16 protein-coding genes and 1 tRNA gene are annotated in these 17979 nt (G+C 63.2%); 13 read left to right on the forward strand and 4 right to left on the reverse strand.

Annotated features, from left to right (window positions below; all coding sequences use genetic code 11):
- The first annotated feature begins 58 nt into the window (after window positions 1–58).
- The gene (locus ACR9ZC_RS01020) at window positions 59–1408 is read left to right on the forward strand and encodes an NAD(P)/FAD-dependent oxidoreductase (RefSeq protein ID WP_481578757.1); all 1350 of its coding nucleotides are present in this window, start codon (window positions 59–61) and stop codon (window positions 1406–1408) included.
- Between the two features lie 79 nt (window positions 1409–1487).
- Here the strand turns inward: ACR9ZC_RS01020 and ACR9ZC_RS01025 are convergent, their stop codons facing one another.
- Both ACR9ZC_RS01025 and ACR9ZC_RS01030 read right to left on the reverse strand, forming a co-directional pair.
- Complete coding sequence (locus ACR9ZC_RS01025; protein ID WP_481578758.1) at window positions 1488–2357, reverse strand: sulfurtransferase; 870 nt, start codon at window positions 2355–2357, stop codon at window positions 1488–1490.
- Window positions 2358–2479: 122 nt separating this feature from the next.
- Window positions 2480–3586 carry an aromatic ring-hydroxylating oxygenase subunit alpha gene (locus ACR9ZC_RS01030; protein ID WP_481578759.1) on the reverse strand — a complete coding sequence of 369 codons (1107 nt, stop codon included), beginning with the start codon at window positions 3584–3586 and terminating at the stop codon, window positions 2480–2482.
- A 352-nt stretch (window positions 3587–3938) separates the two neighbouring features.
- Between ACR9ZC_RS01030 and ACR9ZC_RS01035 the strand changes: the two genes are divergently transcribed.
- The 4 genes from ACR9ZC_RS01035 to folE2 all read left to right on the forward strand — a co-directional run bounded on the left by ACR9ZC_RS01035 (window position 3939) and on the right by folE2 (window position 8050).
- Complete coding sequence (locus ACR9ZC_RS01035) at window positions 3939–4238, forward strand: exodeoxyribonuclease VII small subunit (RefSeq protein ID WP_173256686.1); 300 nt, start codon at window positions 3939–3941, stop codon at window positions 4236–4238.
- Complete coding sequence (locus ACR9ZC_RS01040) at window positions 4235–5119, forward strand: polyprenyl synthetase family protein (RefSeq protein ID WP_331566555.1); 885 nt, start codon at window positions 4235–4237, stop codon at window positions 5117–5119. The genes ACR9ZC_RS01035 and ACR9ZC_RS01040 overlap by 4 nt, the downstream gene beginning before the upstream one ends.
- A gap of 86 nt (window positions 5120–5205) precedes the next feature.
- Window positions 5206–7101 (forward strand): 1-deoxy-D-xylulose-5-phosphate synthase, encoded by a 1896-nt coding sequence (gene dxs, locus ACR9ZC_RS01045; RefSeq protein WP_440560499.1) that lies wholly within the window; start codon window positions 5206–5208, stop codon window positions 7099–7101.
- Window positions 7102–7240: 139 nt separating this feature from the next.
- A complete protein-coding gene (folE2, locus tag ACR9ZC_RS01050) occupies window positions 7241–8050 on the forward strand; it encodes a GTP cyclohydrolase FolE2 (RefSeq protein ID WP_440560500.1) in 810 nt (269 codons plus the stop codon).
- Window positions 8051–8069: 19 nt separating this feature from the next.
- Here folE2 and tsaD read toward each other — a convergent pair whose 3' ends face one another.
- The gene (tsaD, locus tag ACR9ZC_RS01055) at window positions 8070–9095 is read right to left on the reverse strand and encodes a tRNA (adenosine(37)-N6)-threonylcarbamoyltransferase complex transferase subunit TsaD (RefSeq protein WP_481579678.1); all 1026 of its coding nucleotides are present in this window, start codon (window positions 9093–9095) and stop codon (window positions 8070–8072) included.
- Between the two features lie 140 nt (window positions 9096–9235).
- Here tsaD and ACR9ZC_RS01060 point away from each other — a divergent pair, with 140 nt between their 5' ends.
- From ACR9ZC_RS01060 to ACR9ZC_RS01085, 6 genes are all read left to right on the forward strand, one after another.
- Complete coding sequence (locus ACR9ZC_RS01060; RefSeq protein WP_481578760.1) at window positions 9236–10453, forward strand: BaiN/RdsA family NAD(P)/FAD-dependent oxidoreductase; 1218 nt, start codon at window positions 9236–9238, stop codon at window positions 10451–10453.
- A 69-nt stretch (window positions 10454–10522) separates the two neighbouring features.
- Complete coding sequence (gene rpsU / locus ACR9ZC_RS01065; protein ID WP_331566547.1) at window positions 10523–10735, forward strand: 30S ribosomal protein S21; 213 nt, start codon at window positions 10523–10525, stop codon at window positions 10733–10735.
- A 150-nt stretch (window positions 10736–10885) separates the two neighbouring features.
- Window positions 10886–11332 (forward strand): GatB/YqeY domain-containing protein, encoded by a 447-nt coding sequence (locus ACR9ZC_RS01070; RefSeq protein WP_481578761.1) that lies wholly within the window; start codon window positions 10886–10888, stop codon window positions 11330–11332.
- A 64-nt stretch (window positions 11333–11396) separates the two neighbouring features.
- Window positions 11397–13265 (forward strand): DNA primase, encoded by a 1869-nt coding sequence (gene dnaG, locus ACR9ZC_RS01075; protein ID WP_481579679.1) that lies wholly within the window; start codon window positions 11397–11399, stop codon window positions 13263–13265.
- A gap of 116 nt (window positions 13266–13381) precedes the next feature.
- Entirely contained in the window at window positions 13382–15814 is a 2433-nt protein-coding gene (gene rpoD, locus ACR9ZC_RS01080; protein ID WP_481578762.1) for an RNA polymerase sigma factor RpoD, read from the forward strand.
- Between the two features lie 164 nt (window positions 15815–15978).
- Window positions 15979–16054: transfer RNA gene (locus ACR9ZC_RS01085), tRNA-Ile, on the forward strand.
- An 80-nt stretch (window positions 16055–16134) separates the two neighbouring features.
- Here ACR9ZC_RS01085 and ACR9ZC_RS01090 read toward each other — a convergent pair.
- The gene (locus tag ACR9ZC_RS01090) at window positions 16135–16440 is read right to left on the reverse strand and encodes a panthothenate synthetase (protein WP_481578763.1); all 306 of its coding nucleotides are present in this window, start codon (window positions 16438–16440) and stop codon (window positions 16135–16137) included.
- A 373-nt stretch (window positions 16441–16813) separates the two neighbouring features.
- Between ACR9ZC_RS01090 and ACR9ZC_RS01095 the strand changes: the two genes are divergently transcribed.
- Together ACR9ZC_RS01095 and phaP are read left to right on the forward strand one after the other, a co-directional pair.
- Window positions 16814–17011, forward strand: coding sequence for a hypothetical protein (locus ACR9ZC_RS01095; protein ID WP_331566537.1), 198 nt, complete (start codon window positions 16814–16816; stop codon window positions 17009–17011).
- A gap of 241 nt (window positions 17012–17252) precedes the next feature.
- Window positions 17253–17828, forward strand: a complete 576-nt coding sequence (gene phaP, locus ACR9ZC_RS01100; RefSeq protein ID WP_481578764.1) for a TIGR01841 family phasin — start codon at window positions 17253–17255, stop codon at window positions 17826–17828.
- Window positions 17829–17979: the final 151 nt, after the last annotated feature.

Here is a 17979-nt window from a genome sequence, read left to right on the forward strand (position 1 = left end):
CCGCTCGCATACGGGCGCCGGCAAGCAGAATCAGCAACGGCAAATACGGAGAATCAGCATGCATCGTTTCGTTGTCGTGGGAGGAGGTGCGGGCGGGCTCGAGCTGGCAACGCGGCTTGGCGACCGCTATGTCCGCCGAAAGGGCAATGGCGCCCCCCGCGCGCAGGTGACGCTCGTCGATCGGAATCCGACCCATATCTGGAAGCCGCTGCTTCACGAAGTGGCCGCGGGCAGCATGGATCCCTTCACGCAAGAGCTCGAGTACGCGGCGCAGGCGCGCTGGCATGGCTTCGAGTTTCAGCAAGGCGAACTCATCGGGCTCGATCGCGCGGCCAAACGCATCGTCCTCGGGCCGCTTCGCGACGACGACGGCGAGGAGCTGTTGCCGCAACGCGAACTCGAATACGACACGCTCGTCATTGCCATCGGTAGCACCACGCATTTTTTCGGCGTCAAGGGCGCCGAAGAGCACTCCATCGCGCTCGATACCGTCGGCCAGGCCGAGCGCTTTCGCAAGCGGCTCATCGCGGCGTGCATGCGGGCCGAGCATCGCGCGCACGAAACGGTCGAATGCGGTCCGGGCAGGTCTGCCACGACGGAGCCGCGCATCCAGGTGGCGATCGTGGGCGGCGGCGCGACCGGCGTCGAGTTATCGGCGGAATTGCGCAACACGGCGCAAGTATTGTCGGCCTACGGTCTGCACAAGCTCGATCCGCGGCACGACATCGGCATCGTGCTGATCGAGGCGGGGCCGCGCATTCTCCCCGCGCTGCAAGAGCGCGTCTCGAGCGCGACGGCGCAGTTGTTGACTCAGCTCGGTGTGAAACTGATGATCGGCGAGACAGTGGCCGAAGTGGCGCCGGGCCTCGTGCGCACGGCGAGCGGCAACACCGTGCGTGCCGATCTCACAGTCTGGGCGGCCGGGATCAAAGCGCCCGCTGTGCTCTCGAACCTGGAGGGACTACCCGTCACGCGGCTCGGTCAACTCTCGGTGCGGCGCACGCTCCAAACGGAAGTCGACGACAACATCTTCGCGATGGGCGATTGTGCCGCGTGCCCATGGCCCGGCAACGAGCGCAACGTACCCCCACGGGCGCAGGCCGCGCATCAGCAGGCGAGTTTTCTGTTGCGAGCGCTGCGCTGCCGGCTCGAGGGCCGGCCGTTGCCGGAATTCACCTACCGCGATTTCGGTTCGCTCGTCTCGCTCGGCCATTTCAGTGCCGTCGGCAATCTGATGGGCGGACTGATCGGCGGCAGCATGCTGGTCGAGGGGCTCTTCGCGCGCTTCATGTATATGTCGCTTTACCGGCTTCATATCGCGGCGCTGCACGGCTATCCGCGCATGATGCTCGATACGTTCGCGCATTGGTTGCGGCGGACGACGCTGCCGCGCGTGAAGCTGCATTGATGCGAGCGATCGGCTGCGCGCAGCTTGCGATTGCGGCGCAGCCGATTTACGAAGCGGGCGAGGTCGTGGCGACCCTGGATCAAGGATTCGGCCCGGTCGCGACCGGGCGCGACGGGTCGGCACACCACTCGCTCCACGAGCCTGGATAGAGCGCGGCGCCATGCAGGCCCGCTATCTCCATCGCAAGCGCGTTATGACACGCCGTGGCCCCCGAGCCGCATTGCAGTACGACATGCTCGGGCTGCGTCGAGCCGACGACCGCCTTGAATTCGTCGCGCAGCGTATGAGCGGGTTTGAAACGGCCATCGGAGCCCAGGTTGTCCTTGAAGAAGCGATTGACCGCGCCAGGGATGTGTCCCGCGACGGGATCGATCGTCTCGTTCTCGCCGCGATAACGGTCCGGCGATCGTGCGTCGACGACGAGTCGCTCATGTGTCGTGAGGTTTTGCTCGAGTGCGTGGGCATCGACGGTAACGGCGAGCGGCGCGCCCGCCTTGAAGTTGCCTTGCTTGCGCCCGGCCGGGTCGGTCTCGAGGGCGTAGCCGGCGCCCTGCCATGCCTGCAGGCCGCCGTCGAGCAGGGCCACCGAGTCGTGACCGAGCCAGCGCAACAACCACCACAGGCGGGCAGCGAACATTCCGCCTTGCGCATCGTAGGCGACGACTTGCTGGCCCTGCATGAGCCCGTGCGAAGCCAGCGTGTCGACCAGTGCCGCGCGATCAGGCAGTGGATGTCTGCCGTTCTTGCCCGTCTTCGCCCCGGACAGGTCGCGCTCTAGATGCAGATAGTGCGCGCCGGGGATGTGGCCGCCCGCATAGGCCTTTTGGCCGGCGTCGGGGTTTGCCAGATCGAAGCTGCAGTCAAAAACGAGCACGCTTTCGGGGGCGCTTGCCAGCCGTTCGGCAAGGTTGACGGCCAGAATCAGCGTCGTGTAATGGGTGTGCGGCATGATGATCCTCGTTGGACGACGAACTTCGTTGAGACACCGGTTGTTTTGCTTTCAGTCTAGACAAAAAGGCGGGCAAGGAGGGAAAGCCTCCTTGCCCGCCTTTCTTGCCGCGCTGCAGCGTGTTAGATGTCGCCGAGCTCGCGCCGCAGGAACTCGTGGAAGTGCTGCATGCCGTCCTCCATCGGACTTTGGTATGGTCCGACCTGAGATTCGCCTCGCCGCATGAGCGCGAGGCGTCCGGCATCCATGCGCTCGGCGATTTCATCGTCCTCGCGCGCCGTTTCCATATAGGCGGCGCGCTCCGCTTCGACGAATTCGCGTTCGAAGAGTGCGAACTCCTCGGGATAGTAGAACTCGACGATGTTCGTAGTCTTGCGCGGGCCGTGCGGAATCAGCCACGAGACGACGAGCACGTGCGGATACCACTCGATCATGAGGCCCGGGTAGTAGACCATCCAGATCGCGCCATACTCGGGCGCCCGACCGTCCCGTACGCGCAGCACCTGGTCATGCCACTTCCGATAGACGGGGCTGCCCGCTTTCGCGAGCCCGGCATTGACGCCGACCGTCTGCACGCTGTACCAGTTGCCGAATTCCCAGGTCAGGTCGTCGCAGTTGACGAAGCTGCCGAGCCCGGGATGGAACGGCGCGACATGGTAGTCCTCGAGGTAGACCTCGATGAACGTCTTCCAGTTGTAGTTGCACTCGTGCACTTCGACGTGATCGAACATATAGTTCGAAAAGTCGAAGTGACGGCGCGCGCCGAGATTCGCCAGATCTTTGGCGACATCGCGGCCCTCGGCCTCGAAGAGGAGCCCATGCCAGTTCCGGAGCGGGGTCGCACCGAGGTTCAGGCAGGGGTTGTCCGCAAAATGCGGAGCACCGAGCAGCTCGCCGTCGAGGTTGTACGTCCAGCGGTGCAGCGGGCAGACGATGTTTTCGGTCTGACCGCGGCCGTTGAGCATGATGGCCTGGCGGTGCCGGCATACGTTGGACAGCAGCTCGATCTCCGAGCGCTGGTTGCGTACGAGCACGCGGCCTTCGCTCTCGCTCGGCAGCGCAAAATAATTCCCTGCTTCGGGCACCATCAACTCGTGCCCGACGTAGCGGGGACCCTTGCGGAAGAGTACTTCCAATTCGCGCGCAAAAAGCGCTTCGTCAAAGTAAGCCGTGACCGGCAGCTGGCACGAAATGGCCTTGAGCTGCAAAGCATTGCTCAGATTGGACATTCCCACTCCCAATGAAGACGTGAAAGTAGTGAACAACCCAACCATCGAAGATTCGATTTGGGGAGCCGGAGATTATACCCGTTCCCCTTCCCAAGGGGCAGATAAGTCCATGATTTACGTAAAAAACAGCGTCGATTGCCGCCAAAAGGGCGCGCGTCACGCCAAATACGCCGCGATTGGGTCGGTCCGGCAACCGCCCGTGCGGCATTTGACGAGGTTGCGGATTGGCCGTGGCCGATGGGTGTCCGCGTGGTAAAAAAGAGGACGGCGATGGTGCTACGGCTGGCGATGGGTCGGACTTGGCGCTTTTGCCGTAGAATGTCCGACTTGTTTTTAAATTCACCCTCTTTCGATGGCGAAACCCGCACCCCAGGACCCCGCCGCGCCCGTCGGCGGCCACGATGGCGACGCCCCGCTGCCCGGGAACTACGAAGCAGCGGTCGCGGAATTGGAGCAACTGGTGGCGCGCATGGAGGGTGGCACGTTGAGCCTCGAGGAATCGCTTGCCGCCTATCGGCGCGGCGCGGCGCTCGTGGCGTACTGTCAGCAACAACTGGAGAAGGTGGAGCAGCAGGTGCGCGTACTCGACGGCGAGACGCTCAAGCCGCTGCCCGCCGGCAACCCTGCCGCCGAGGGCGGAGACGATCTATGACTTTTGACGAATGGATGCGCGCGGTCCTGGCGCGCGTCGAGGCCGCACTCGAACGTTATCTGCCGGGCCCCGACGTGGCGCCGGCGCGGCTGCATGAGGCGATGCGCTATGCGGCGCTCGGCGGCGGCAAGCGCGTGCGTCCGCTTCTGGCCCATGCGGCGGGGGAGTTGACGCTCGCGCGGCCCGCGGCTCTCGAGGCGGCCTCTGCGGCCCTCGAGATGATCCACGTCTATTCGCTCGTCCATGACGACATGCCTTGCATGGACGACGATGCGCTGCGCCGCGGCAAACCGACCGTGCACGTCCAGTACGACGAGGCCACCGCGCTGCTCGTGGGCGATGCGCTGCAGTCCCAGGCGTTCGTCGCATTGACCGACGCCTCGGCGCTCGACGCGCCGACGCAGGCCGCGCTCGTGCGCGAACTCGCGCTCGCCAGCGGCTCGGTGGGCATGGCGGGTGGCCAGGCCATCGATCTCGACAGCGTCGGTGTGACGCTGTCGCGGCCGCAGCTCGAAACGATGCATCGGATGAAAACGGGCGCGTTGCTGCGTGCGTCGGTGCGCATGGGCGCGCTCGCCGGCACGGCGCCCGATGCGGACGCGATGCGCGCGCTAGATGCCTACGCGGCTGCCGTGGGTCTGGCGTTTCAGGTCGTGGACGATATTCTGGACGTGACGACGGATTCGGCGACCCTGGGCAAGACTGCCGGCAAGGACGCCAAGGACGGCAAGCCGACCTACGTATCGATTATCGGGCTCGACGCTTCGCGCGCGCTCGCGGCGCAGTTGCGTCGCGATGCGCACGAAGCGCTTGCGCATTTCAGCGGGCGCGCCGTGCGCCTCGCCGAACTTGCCGACCTGGTGGTAAACCGGGTGAGTTGAACGCGAAGCCCGCTGCCGCGCGCGAATGCTACGGGGTGCGCAAGAGAAAAATGCGGGCGCGTAAGTTTTCCTACAATGGAACGACGATGTACGACTTGCTGAAAACCATCGACGACCCGGCGGACTTGCGCCGCCTGGACCGTCGTCAACTGAAACCGCTCGCCGACGAGTTGCGCGCGTTCGTGCTCGACAGCGTGTCGCAGACGGGCGGGCACTTGTCGTCGAACCTGGGCACGGTGGAGCTGACGATCGCGCTTCACTACGTCTTCGACACGCCGCACGACCGCATCGTGTGGGACGTCGGCCATCAGACCTATCCGCACAAAATCCTGACCGGCCGCCGCGACCGCATGCATACGCTGCGCCAGCGCGGCGGCATCTCCGGCTTTCCGCGCCGCGTGGAGTCGGAGTACGACACGTTCGGTACGGCTCATTCGAGCACGTCCATTTCGGCCGCGCTCGGTATGGCGATCGGGAGCAAGCTCGAGGGCGAGGATCGCTTTTCGATCGCCGTGATCGGCGATGGGGCGATGACGGCCGGCATGGCGTTCGAAGCCATGAACAACGCGGGCGTGTGCGACGATCTCCCGTTCCTCGTCATCCTCAACGACAACGACATGTCGATCTCGCCGCCCGTTGGCGCGTTGAACCGGCATCTCGCGAGGCTGATGTCCGGGCGCTTTTATGCGGCCGCGCGCGCCGGGGTCGAGCGCGTGCTGCGCGTGGCGCCGCCGATGCTCGAGCTCGCACGCAAGCTCGAGGAGCATGCGAAGGGCATGGTCGTGCCGGCCACGCTTTTCGAGGAGTTCGGCTTCAATTACATCGGGCCGATCGACGGTCACGACCTCGATTCGCTGATCCCGACGCTGCAAAACATCCGCGAGTTGCGCGGACCGCAGTTTCTGCACGTGGTCACGAAAAAAGGTCAGGGCTACAAGCTCGCGGAAGCCGATCCGGTGCTCTACCACGGTCCGGGCAAGTTCAATCCGGCCGAGGGCATCAAGCCGTCCACCGCGCCGAGCAAGAAGACCTATACGCAGGTGTTCGGGGAGTGGCTGTGCGATGCGGCGGAACTCGATTCGCGCGTGGTCGGCATTACGCCCGCGATGCGCGAGGGCTCGGGTCTCGTCGAGTTCGAAAAGCGGTTTCCGGACCGCTATTTCGATGTCGGCATTGCCGAGCAGCATGCAGTGACGTTTGCAGGGGGGATGGCTGTCGAGGGTATGAAGCCCGTGGTCGCCATCTATTCGACGTTCCTTCAGCGCGGCTACGATCAACTGATCCATGACGTTGCATTGCAGAACCTGCCGGTGGTGTTCGCGATCGACCGTGCCGGCCTCGTCGGTGCCGATGGCGCGACGCACGCGGGCGCTTACGACCTGGCATTCCTGCGTTGCATCCCGAACATGACGGTGATGGCGCCCGCCGACGAGAACGAGTGCCGGCAGATGCTCTACACGGCGCTGCAGCAGCCGAATCCGACGGCCGTGCGATATCCGCGCGGCGCAGGTGCGGGCGTGGCCACGGTCAAGCAGATGACGGCGCTGCCCGTTGGACGCGGCGAGATTCGCCGCCAGTCGACGGCAGGCAAAGGCAGCCGCATCGCGATCCTCGCATTCGGCACGATGGTCGCGCCGTCGCTCGTGGCGGCCGAGGCACTCGATGCGACCGTCGCCAATATGCGCTTCGTCAAGCCGATCGATGCCAAACTGCTCGTCGAGCTTGCGCAGACGCATGACGTGCTCGTGACCGTGGAGGAAGGCTGTGTCATGGGCGGTGCCGGCTCGGCCTGCGTCGAATCCCTGCTCGCCAATGGGGTTGTTCGTCCCGTACTACAATTGGGCCTTCCCGACGGATTCATCGATCACGGCGATCCGGCGAAGCTGTTGTCGGAGTGCGGTCTCGATGGCGCGGGGATCGAGAAATCGATCCGCGCGAGGTTCCTCGAACCTGCCGCCAAGCTGGCGCAGCGCGTCGCCTGACGCAGCGCGGGTCAGCCCGCGTTGCACCCGTACACAGACATGGGCCTCGACGGCCCATGTTTCGTTATTGGCATGACCAGCGCTGTGCCGAGGGGCGGCATGACTGGCGCCGCCTCAAGAGGACAGGACAAAACACAAGATGAACGACATGAATGCAGCCTTCGTGATGCCCGACGTACAGAGCTCGGTCGATACACGGCAAATCCCGATCCAGCGAGTCGGCGTCAAGGGGGTTCGGCACCCGCTTGCGGTCCGCATGTCGAACGGCGAAGTTCAGGCGACGGTGGGCACATGGAACCTCGATGTCCATTTGCCGGCGGAACAGAAGGGCACACATATGTCGCGCTTCGTCGCGCTGCTCGAGGACAGCAAGACGCCGCTCGATTCCTCCGCGTTCGGTGCGATGCTCTCGGCGATGCTGACGAAGCTCGAGGCGCCGGCCGGCCGCATCGAAGTGACCTTTCCGTATTTCGTCAGCAAGACAGCCCCGGTTTCGGGCGTATCGAGCCTGCTCGATTACGAGGTGACGATGATCGGCGAGATGCGCGAGGGTACGCTCCGTACGTTCTTGCAAGTGCTCGTGCCCGTGACGAGTCTTTGCCCCTGCTCGAAGGAGATCTCGCAGTACGGCGCGCATAACCAGCGCTCGCATGTGACGGTCCGGGCGGAGTGCGTCGGGGAGTTATCGGCCGAAGCGTTGATCCGCATTGCGGAGGAAGAGGCTTCTTGCGAGCTCTGGGGTTTGCTCAAGCGTCCCGACGAAAAGTTCGTGACCGAACGGGCCTACGAGAACCCGAAGTTCGTGGAAGACCTCGTGCGCGACGTGGCCCGGCGGTTGAACGCCGACGAGCGGGTCGTTGCCTATACGCTCGAAGCGGAGAACTTCGAGTCGATTCACAATCACAGCGCCTACGCGATCATCGAGCACGACAAGCGTCGCGCGAATTGATGATGCGCGCTGCCGCAATTCAACGCGGCAGCGAGGACAAATCCCAACGAGGCTTGACGGTGAACGCGTAATCGCGGCTGGCCTGTTGCGGCCAGCGCGCGAGGCGCATCGCGCCCGCGAGCGCGATCATGGCGCCGTTGTCGGTGCACAGGGCGAGGTCCGGGTAGTGCACTTCGTAGCCGCGCTTTCGTGCGGCCTCGGAGAGTGCTTCCCGCAGTTGACGATTCGCGCCGACGCCGCCTGCCACCACGAGCCGCTTCAAGCCCGTCCGCTTGAGCGCGGCAATCGATTTGGCGACGAGCACTTCGACGGCGGCGTCGACGAAGCCGCGCGCCACGTCGGCCTTTTCCTGCTCGCAGACATTCGCGCCGAGCTTTTTCGTCTGCGTCAGCACGGCGGTTTTCAGACCGCTGAAGCTGAAGTCGAGATCGCCCGAATGGAGCATCGGGCGGGGCAGGACCACGGCACCGGGCACGCCATATTCCGCGAGCCGCGATACTTCAGGGCCGCCCGGATAGCCGAGCCCGAGCAGCTTGGCCGTCTTGTCGAACGCTTCGCCGGCTGCATCGTCGAGTGTTTCGCCGAGCGTTTCGTATAGGCCGACATCGGTGACGCGCATCAATTGCGTGTGCCCGCCTGAAACCAGCAGTGCGACGAACGGGAACGGTGGCGGCGCGTCGACGAGCAGGGGCGAGAGCAGGTGCCCTTCGAGGTGATGGATGCCGATCGTCGGCTTGTCCCAGGCCATGGCCACCGCGTTGGCGATGCCGGCGCCGACGAGCAGCGCGCCCGCCAGTCCCGGCCCTTGCGTGAATGCGATCGCATCGATGTCGGCGGTTCTTGCGCCCGAACGCGCGAGCACCTCTTCCAGAAGCGGCAGTGCACGGCGGATATGGTCTCGCGACGCAAGCTCCGGCACCACGCCGCCGTACTCCCTGTGCATGGCGATTTGCGAATGCAGTGCGTGAGCGAGCAGGCCGCGATCGCTGTCATAGAGCGCGAGGCCTGTTTCGTCGCAGGAGCTTTCAATGCCGAGAACGAGCATGATGCGAGGAGAGATGCGGGCCGGCCGTGCGATGAAGCGCACCGAGGTGGCGCAATGCGCCGGCGCCAGAGGGAACGAGGAACGCGAAAGTATAACAGGACGCCCCGGAAACCCGGCCTGGCGCGGTTAAAATGCGCGCCATGGAATCCTATGATATTGCCGTGATCGGCGCCGGGGCGGCCGGCATGATGTGCGCGGCCGTCGCCGGACAGCGTGGGCGCCGTGTCGTGCTCATCGATCACGCCGCGCGGCTGGCCGAAAAGATCCGCATCTCCGGTGGGGGCCGCTGCAACTTTACGAACCTTCACGCGGGGCCGGCGAACTACCTCTCGGCGAACCCCCATTTTTGCCGCTCGGCGCTCGCACGCTATACGCCGCGCGATTTTCTGGCGCTGCTGAAATCGCACCGCATCAGCTGGCATGAAAAGCACCGCGGGCAACTCTTTTGCGACCATTCGAGCGAAGCCGTCATCGACATGCTCAAAGCCGAATGCGACGCCGGTGCCGTCGCGTGGCGCCGGCCTGTCACCGTCGAATCGGTGCAGCATGCCGATGCGCGCGGCTTTACGCTTCAGACGAGTGCGGGCTCGATCGGGGCGCGCGCACTCGTGATCGCGACCGGCGGCCTTTCGATCCCGAAGATCGGCGCCACGGACTTCGCCTATCGGCTCGCGAAGCAGTTCGGCCACAAGCTCGTCGAGACGCGGCCCGCTCTCGTGCCGCTCACGTTTTCGTCGGATGTTTGGGCGCCGTTCGCAGCTTTGTCGGGGGTGTCCCTCGAAGTCGAGATTGCTGCGGGGGCGAGCAAGGGGCAGGGTCGGTTCGCCGAGGATCTTCTGTTCACGCACCGGGGGTTGTCGGGGCCGGGCGTGCTGCAGGTCTCGAGCTATTGGAATCCGGGCGAGCCGATCCGTATCGATCTGCTGCCAGGGCGCGAGCCTGCCGCGGAACTGCTCGAGGCCAAGACGGCCAGCAAGCGGCAAATCGGCAATGCGCTGGCGGAATGGATGCCCGGGCGGCTTGCGCATGCGTGGCTCGCGACTCACGGCGTGGCGCCCGAGGCGCGGCTCGCCGATCTCTCCGACAAGTCGCTGCGGCGACTGGGCGAAGCCTTTGCGCAATGGAGCCTCGTGCCGAGCGGGACGGAGGGCTACCGGAAGGCCGAAGTGACGCGCGGCGGCGTGGACACGCGCGAGCTGTCCTCGTCGACGATGATGAGCGAGCGGGTGCCGGACCTTTATTTCATCGGAGAAGCCGTCGACGTGACGGGCTGGCTCGGCGGGTACAACTTTCAGTGGGCGTGGGCGTCGGCGGTCGCGGCGGGCGAGGCTGCGGCCGATCATGCCCGTGGCGCTTGACACGTCGCTGCATTTATGCAGAACGTCTGCTATACTCCCGAACCTTTGTGATATTTCCGCTTTGGAAACATGACGATTATCCGCGTTAAAGAAAACGAGCCCTTCGAAGTTGCGATGCGGCGCTTTAAGCGCACCATCGAGAAGACCGGCCTTTTGACCGAACTTCGCGCGCGCGAGTTTTACGAAAAACCGACGGCGGAACGCAAGCGCAAGAAGGCCGCGGCGGTCAAACGCCACTTCAAGCGTCTGCGCAGCCAGATGCTGCCGAAGAAGCTGTACTGATCGAATTTCGTCGCAGCGCCTTTCTTCCCGCTGCCCCTGGGCGGCGGCGGACAAGCGCCCGAATAACCCGCTTGAGGAAGGATCCCAAGCGGGTTTTTGCGCTAGGCGGTACGCGCGGCGCTTCCCTATTTTCCATGCATCGGGTGAAAAATGAGCTTGAAAGATCGGATCAATGAGGACATGAAGGCGGCGATGCGCGCGCGCGAAACCGGACGGCTCGCGACGATACGCCTTCTGCTTGCCGCCATCAAACAGCGGGAAGTCGACGAGCGCACGACGCTCGACGATGCGGCGGTCACCGCCGTCATCGACAAGATGATCAAGCAGCGCAAGGACTCGATCAGCCAGTTCGAAGCGGCCGGCCGGACCGATCTCGTCGATCAGGAAAACGCCGAGCTCGCGGTGCTGGCGGCCTATATGCCGGCGCAACTGTCGGACACGGAGGTTTCGGCCGAGGTCCAGGCCGCCGTCGCGCAAGTGGGCGCCACCGGCCCGCAGGACATGGGCAAGGTGATGGGTGTGCTCAAGGGCAAGCTCGCGGGCCGCGCCGACATGACGGCCGTCTCGGCGCTCGTCAAGGCGGCGCTCGCCAAATAAGGCCGCCGGCCGGCCGGCGCCCGGGCTCCGGGTGTCGTGCCGCGCCGGCTTCTTGCCGCCCAACGTGATACCGCATTCGTTCCTGCAGGATCTGCTGAACCGCGTCGACATCGTCGACGTGGTGGGCAAGTACGTCCAGTTGAAAAAGGGCGGGGCAAACTTCATGGGGCTCTGCCCCTTTCATAACGAGAAGAGTCCGTCGTTTACGGTCAGCCCGACCAAGCAGTTCTATCACTGCTTCGGTTGCGGCGCTCACGGCACGGCAATCGGGTTCCTGATGGAACATGCCGGATTGACGTTCCCCGAAGCGGTCAACGACCTGGCTCAGTCGGTCGGGCTGAGCGTCCCTCAGGAGCCATCGCCGATGCGCGGCGGCCCGGGCGCCCCCGGCGAGCGCCCGGCGTTTGCGGACCACAAAACCGCGGCGGCGCTCTCCGACGTCATGCAAACGGCGTGCGATTACTACCGCAAGGCGTTGCGCGGGGCGCCCGAGGCCATTCGTTATTTGAAAATGCGTGGCTTGACGGGCGAGGTCGCGGCCCGGTTCGGTCTCGGCTATGCCCCGGACGGCTGGCAGAACCTCGAAGACGCGTTTGCCGATTACCGCAGCGATGCGCTGGTGGAGGCGGGGCTCGTGATCGTCAGCGAAAAGCTCGACGCCGAGGGGCAGCCGCGCCGCTACGACCGCTTTCGCGAGCGGATCATGTTCCCGATCCGGAATGTGAAGGGACAGGTGATCGGCTTTGGGGGCCGGGTGCTCGAATCGGGCGAACCGAAGTATTTGAATTCCCCCGAAACGCCACTATTTAGCAAGGGCAGCGAACTTTACGGTCTTTTCGAGGCGCGGCTGGCGATTCGCGAGGCGCGTTCGGTGCTGGTGGTGGAAGGGTATATGGATGTCGTCGCGCTCGCGCAATTGGGCTTTCCGAACGCCGTCGCGACACTGGGTACGGCCTGCACGCCGGTGCACGTGCAAAAGCTGCTGAGGCAGACCGATACCGTCATCTTCAGCTTCGATGGCGATGCCGCGGGGCGTCGCGCCGCGCGTCGGGCACTCGACGCCTGCCTGCCGCATGCGGCCGACAACCGGACGATCCGCTTCCTTTTTCTGCCGCCGGAACACGACCCCGACAGCTTCGTGCGCGAGTTCGGCAAAGAGGCGTTTGCCGAGCAGATCGAGCATGCCACGCCGATGTCGCAGTTCATGTTGAGCGAAGTGTTGGCCGGCAAGGAGCTCGACACGCCCGAGGGCCGCGCCCGGGCGCTGTTCGATGCGAAGCCGCTCTTGCAGGCGCTGCCGCCGAATGCATTGCGCGCCCAGATCATGCATATGTTCGCCGATCGGCTCGGCGTGCCTTTCGACGAGGTCGCGGCGCTTTGCGACGTCGATTCGCGGATCGTTGCGGCCGCGCGGCCGGCGCCGCCGCGCAAGGACCGGCGGCGCGTCACGGATATCGAGGAGCGTGCGTTGCGCAATCTCGTCATGTATCCGCGCATCGCCTTGCTTCTCGACGAATCGAGCGAGGAGGCGCTCACGGCGCAAGCGCACGGGGAGCTGTTCGCCGAAGTGGCGACGCATGCGCGGGCGCTGGGCGATGCGGCCGAATTCCGGCTGTTGTCCGACCTGTTGCGCACGGGTGCGAACGCGGCAACTTTCGAAGAAATTTTCCGCGAAATTCTGGACTATGATGAAAACGTGCGTGATTTGCTGCTGCAGAGCCCGGAAGACGACGCCGCTATCGAACAACAGACGGAGCGCGAGCGTATCGCGGCCGAAGAGCTCCAGGCGGCAATCCTGAAAATGCGCTACGACGCCTGTTGTCAACGGCTTGAGCGCTTGTCGCGACAATCGCGGCTCACTTCGGACGAGATTGCGGAATATGCGGAGCTCGACCGCCAGCGGGCGGATATGAAGCGCCGACTCGGTGCCTGAGGGCTGCGGGCTGGCATGCCCGTGCTATAATAAAAGGTTCTCAGTGGTTTGATTTTTCAGGAATTTTCGGCGACAGCGGGCAGAGGTGCTCAAGCACAGGCGAGGCGAGACAAGCGATGGCAAAGACGACAGGCGCGAAAACGACGGTGGCGGGCATGGCTGGAGTGGGCAAAGGCAAGAGCCCGGGCTCCGGCAAGGGCTCGGCGCAGCCGGTGCGCAAGGCGTCCGCGGCCGCGACCGCCGGGGCCACCGCAGCCGGAAAACCCACGAGCAGAACGGCTGCGCGGACTTCGGCCGCGGCGGCTGGTGTAACCAAGGCGGCCAAAGCGTCCGCCAAAGCGCAGACGGGAGCTGCCGCCGCGAAACGGGCGGGGGCGGGTTCGAAAAGCGTAAGGGGTGCGGCTGCCACGCCGGACGATTTGGCAGTGCGCGAGACCCAGGTATCCACGGTGCAACCGGCTGAAGTCCAACAGCCGCGAGTCGAGATTAAAGCCGCTACGGCCAACTCCATGACGAAAAAGCTGAACGAAGTACCCGTCGATGACGACGCAACTCAGGGCGAAGAGCAGCAACCTGCCCCGGGCAAGGCTGAGAAGGCCAGGGCGCGCGACCGTCGCGCGAAGGAGAAAGCGCTCCTGAAGGACGCATTCGCGTCGACCCAGCCGGGCACTGCCGAGGAGCTCGAAGAGCGGCGCTCGAAGCTGCGCGCGCTGATCAAGCTCGGCAAGGAGCGCGGCTTTCTGACCTATGCCGAAATCAACGATCACCTTCCGGACAACTTCACGGAGACGGAGGCGATCGAGGGCATCATCAGCACGTTCAACGACATGGGTGTTGCCGTCTACGAGCAGGCGCCCGATGCCGAGACGCTGCTGTTGAACGACAACGCTCCGGCTGTCGCGTCCGATGACGAAGTCGAGGAGGAAGCGGAAGTCGCGCTGTCCACCGTCGATTCGGAATTCGGGCGTACGACCGATCCGGTGCGGATGTACATGCGCGAGATGGGGACGGTCGAGCTTCTCACGCGCGAGGGCGAGATCGAAATCGCGAAGCGCATCGAGGATGGCCTCAAGCACATGGTGATGGCAATCTCGGCGTGCCCGACGACGATCGCCGACATCCTCGCGATGGCAGAGCGTGTGGCGAACGAAGAGATCCGCATCGACGAGCTCGTCGATGGTCTCATCGATCCGAACGCCGAAGACACGGACGGTTTCTCGGCGCAGGAAGCCGAGACGATCGAGAGCGAGTCGGAGGACGTCGAAGAGGAAGACGAGGAAGAAGAGGAAGAGGACGACGGCACCGCTCAGGCGACGGCCAATGCCGCGCAGCTCGAAGCGCTCAAGCGTTCGTCGCTCGAGAAGTTCGCGCTCATCAGCGAGTGGTTCGACAAGATGCGCCGCGCGTTCGAGAAGGAAGGCTACAAGTCGAAGTCGTATCTGAAGGCGCAAGAGGCGATCCAGAACGAGCTGATGTCGATCCGCTTCACGGCGCGTACGGTCGAGCGGCTCTGCGACACGCTGCGTGCACAGGTGGATGAAGTCCGTCAGGTCGAGCGTCAGATCCTGCATATCGTCGTCGACAAGTGCGGCATGCCTCGCGCGGAGTTCATCGCGCGTTTTCCGAGCCACGAGACGAATCTCGAGTGGGCCGACAAGATCGTCGAGGAGAGCCATCCGTACAGCGCGATTTTGTCGCGTAACATCCCTGCCATTCGTGAGCAGCAGCAGCGGCTCATCGATCTGCAGGCGCGTGTGGTGCTGCCGCTGAAGGATCTGAAGGAAACGAACCGTCAAATGGCGGCCGGCGAACTGAAGGCGCGTCAGGCCAAGCGCGAGATGACCGAGGCGAACCTGCGTCTCGTGATTTCGATCGCGAAGAAGTACACGAATCGCGGGTTGCAGTTTCTCGATCTGATTCAGGAAGGCAACATCGGCCTCATGAAGGCGGTGGACAAGTTCGAATATCGCCGTGGCTACAAGTTCTCGACGTATGCCACGTGGTGGATTCGCCAGGCCATCACGCGTTCCATCGCGGACCAGGCGCGTACGATCCGGATTCCGGTTCACATGATCGAGACGATCAACAAGATGAACCGTATTTCGCGGCAGATTCTGCAGGAGACGGGTCTCGAGCCCGATCCGGCGACGCTTGCCGAGAAGATGGAGATGCCGGAGGACAAGATCCGCAAGATCATGAAGATCGCGAAGGAGCCGATCTCCATGGAAACGCCGATCGGTGACGACGACGATTCGCATCTGGGTGACTTCATCGAAGATACGAATACGGTTGCGCCTGCCGATGCGGCGCTGCACGCGAGCATGCGCGATGTCGTGAAGGATGTGCTCGATTCGTTGACGCCGCGCGAAGCGAAGGTGCTGCGGATGCGTTTCGGAATCGAGATGAGCACGGATCACACGCTCGAGGAAGTTGGCAAGCAGTTCGACGTGACGCGTGAGCGGATTCGCCAGATCGAGGCCAAGGCGCTGCGCAAGCTGCGCCATCCGAGCCGTTCGGATAAGCTCAAGTCCTTCCTCGAAGGCAACTGATCGAGGTATCATTCAGTGCCAGGCCCGGCGTGAAAACACCGGGTCTTTTTTTGCGGCCTGAGTTAGTGCTTTAGCACTTCCACAGGCCCCCATGCCGGGTCGACCTGCGTTAGCGCTTCAGCGCTTACGCCGGTCCCTCCAGCGGCTAGCGTGTTCGTTGTCTTGGGCCCGTAGCTCAGGGGTTAGAGCAGTCGACTCATAATCGATTGGTCGTTGGTTCGAAACCAACCGGGCCCACCAAGCATTTGGCCGCGTCGTATGAAGATCACTGAAACCCGCATCGCGTGAGGCGCTGCGGGTTTCTTTTTGTCGACAGCCCGCTATTTCCACTTGGCTCCGAGCGTCTCTAACCCGGCTTTCTGAAGGTCTTCCGGTACCATTACCACGCGAAACTCGCAGTCAGCGTTGAACATGAGAAACCAAGGCTCGGCAAATGCGGGAATCTGCGACGGCTCCTCGAGATTAATGACGAGGATGGCTCCACGGCGCCCGCTTTGCTCAGTGAAATAGGCGGCTTCAGGTTTCATCTCGTCGAGTATCTTCGATATCACTTCTCCGATGGTGCCGTCGCGCACAAATGCATTGAAGGGCTCATGTGGAATATGTACGTTCAGAAGCATGCGCATGGTTCTTCTCCTTGCCGAGGATTCACAGGCCGCTTCAAGCGTAAAAGATACTTAGTGTCGCGTTAGTGGGCTCGGCAACACTTACTGCGCATCGGCTCGCAGCCCTACTGCCTGAAGGCGGTCTCGCTAAAACGGCAAAAACCCCTCATAAGTAATCTTATATTCATATTTGAAAGAGCTGACGAACAAAAAACGCCAGACAAATTAAAAAATGCGGGAAGGATTTGCAATTCAATGTTGTCAGGTTATGATGGCGTCTCGTAAGGATTTCCTGAGCATTCGCAAGCAAAAGCGCAGGAAAAGTTGCTGCTATATATCCGCTGAATGGGTAACTAGTACCCGACACGCAGACGGACTGGATCGAGGAGACGACATGCTGAGCCCCCATGAGTTCGCCACCCTGATGCTGATCAAGCATGCGCCCGACCAGATCGAACTGGACCGCGCCGAACTCGACACGCTGTTGCAACAGCGCCTGATATCAATTGAAAGTCTTCCGTCGGGCCATCCTCGTCCTCATGTGACGAATGAAGGGGCATCTTTCCTCATGGCCGTCGCGCGTAGGCGCTAAAGATCGCGGCCGACGCCGAGCACCCTGCCTGCGGCGGCGGCCACCCGATGAACACGTAATCGAAGCAGCTTTTGTTCGATTTGAACGCGTAGTGCCTCTATGTAGCAAGCCTCCGAAGTACTGATGACGCATGCCGCCTGGCAGGCGCCGTTGCGCTCCGGACAATCCATTTCCGCCGATCAACGAACTATTCGATCCATATAGCTTCGCGAGGCGGGTTGAGCCCAAAGGAATTTCAATAATGGTTTTATCGAGTCCCGAGCAAATTGCCGCATCTCAGAGTGCCGGCCTCGACGCATTCTTCGGTTTAACCGGCAGAGTCTTTGAGTGTGTCGGAAAACTGGTCGCACTGAACATGCAGGTCGCCAGGTCCACGATGACTGAGTCGCAGGAGAACCTGACGAAGGCGCCCGGCACGACAGACTTGCAGCAATGGTTCGCACTGCAAGCTGGTTTCACAACGCCTTTCGCCGAGAAATCGTTGTCGTATGGCCGTCAGTTGTTCGACATTGCTTCAACCGCGCAGGCTGAGGTCGCTCAACTCGCGCAGTTGCAATACGAACGCTATAACGCACGCGTGCAGGAACTCATCGACGAAGCGGCGAAGAGCGCTCCCGCCGGCTCCGAAGCGGCGATCGTCGCGTGGAAAACCGCGCTGAGCGCCGGCGCCACGTTGCATGAATCGTTGCATAAGACGAGCCAGCAGGCCGTGGAAATGGCAGGGAGCAATCTGGAAGCCGTGACGGCTTCAGCATCCAAGGTCGCCAAACGAAGTGCCGCGGACTGGGCTGCCGTGGCCGCGAGCGGCAAGCGCTGAGCGCTAAGCACCAGGCATCACGCGGGCAGCAAGGCCCGCGTGATTCGGTACCCATCTGAATGCGGGATTTCGTTTATCCGTTCTGGGTAAGGCGTTCCGCATTTCAACGCATTCCATTTTTGACTGAAGTAGTGCTGCGCCGCATGTCGGC

It is taken from the genome of Trinickia sp. HAY1-2D, assembly GCF_056754935.1.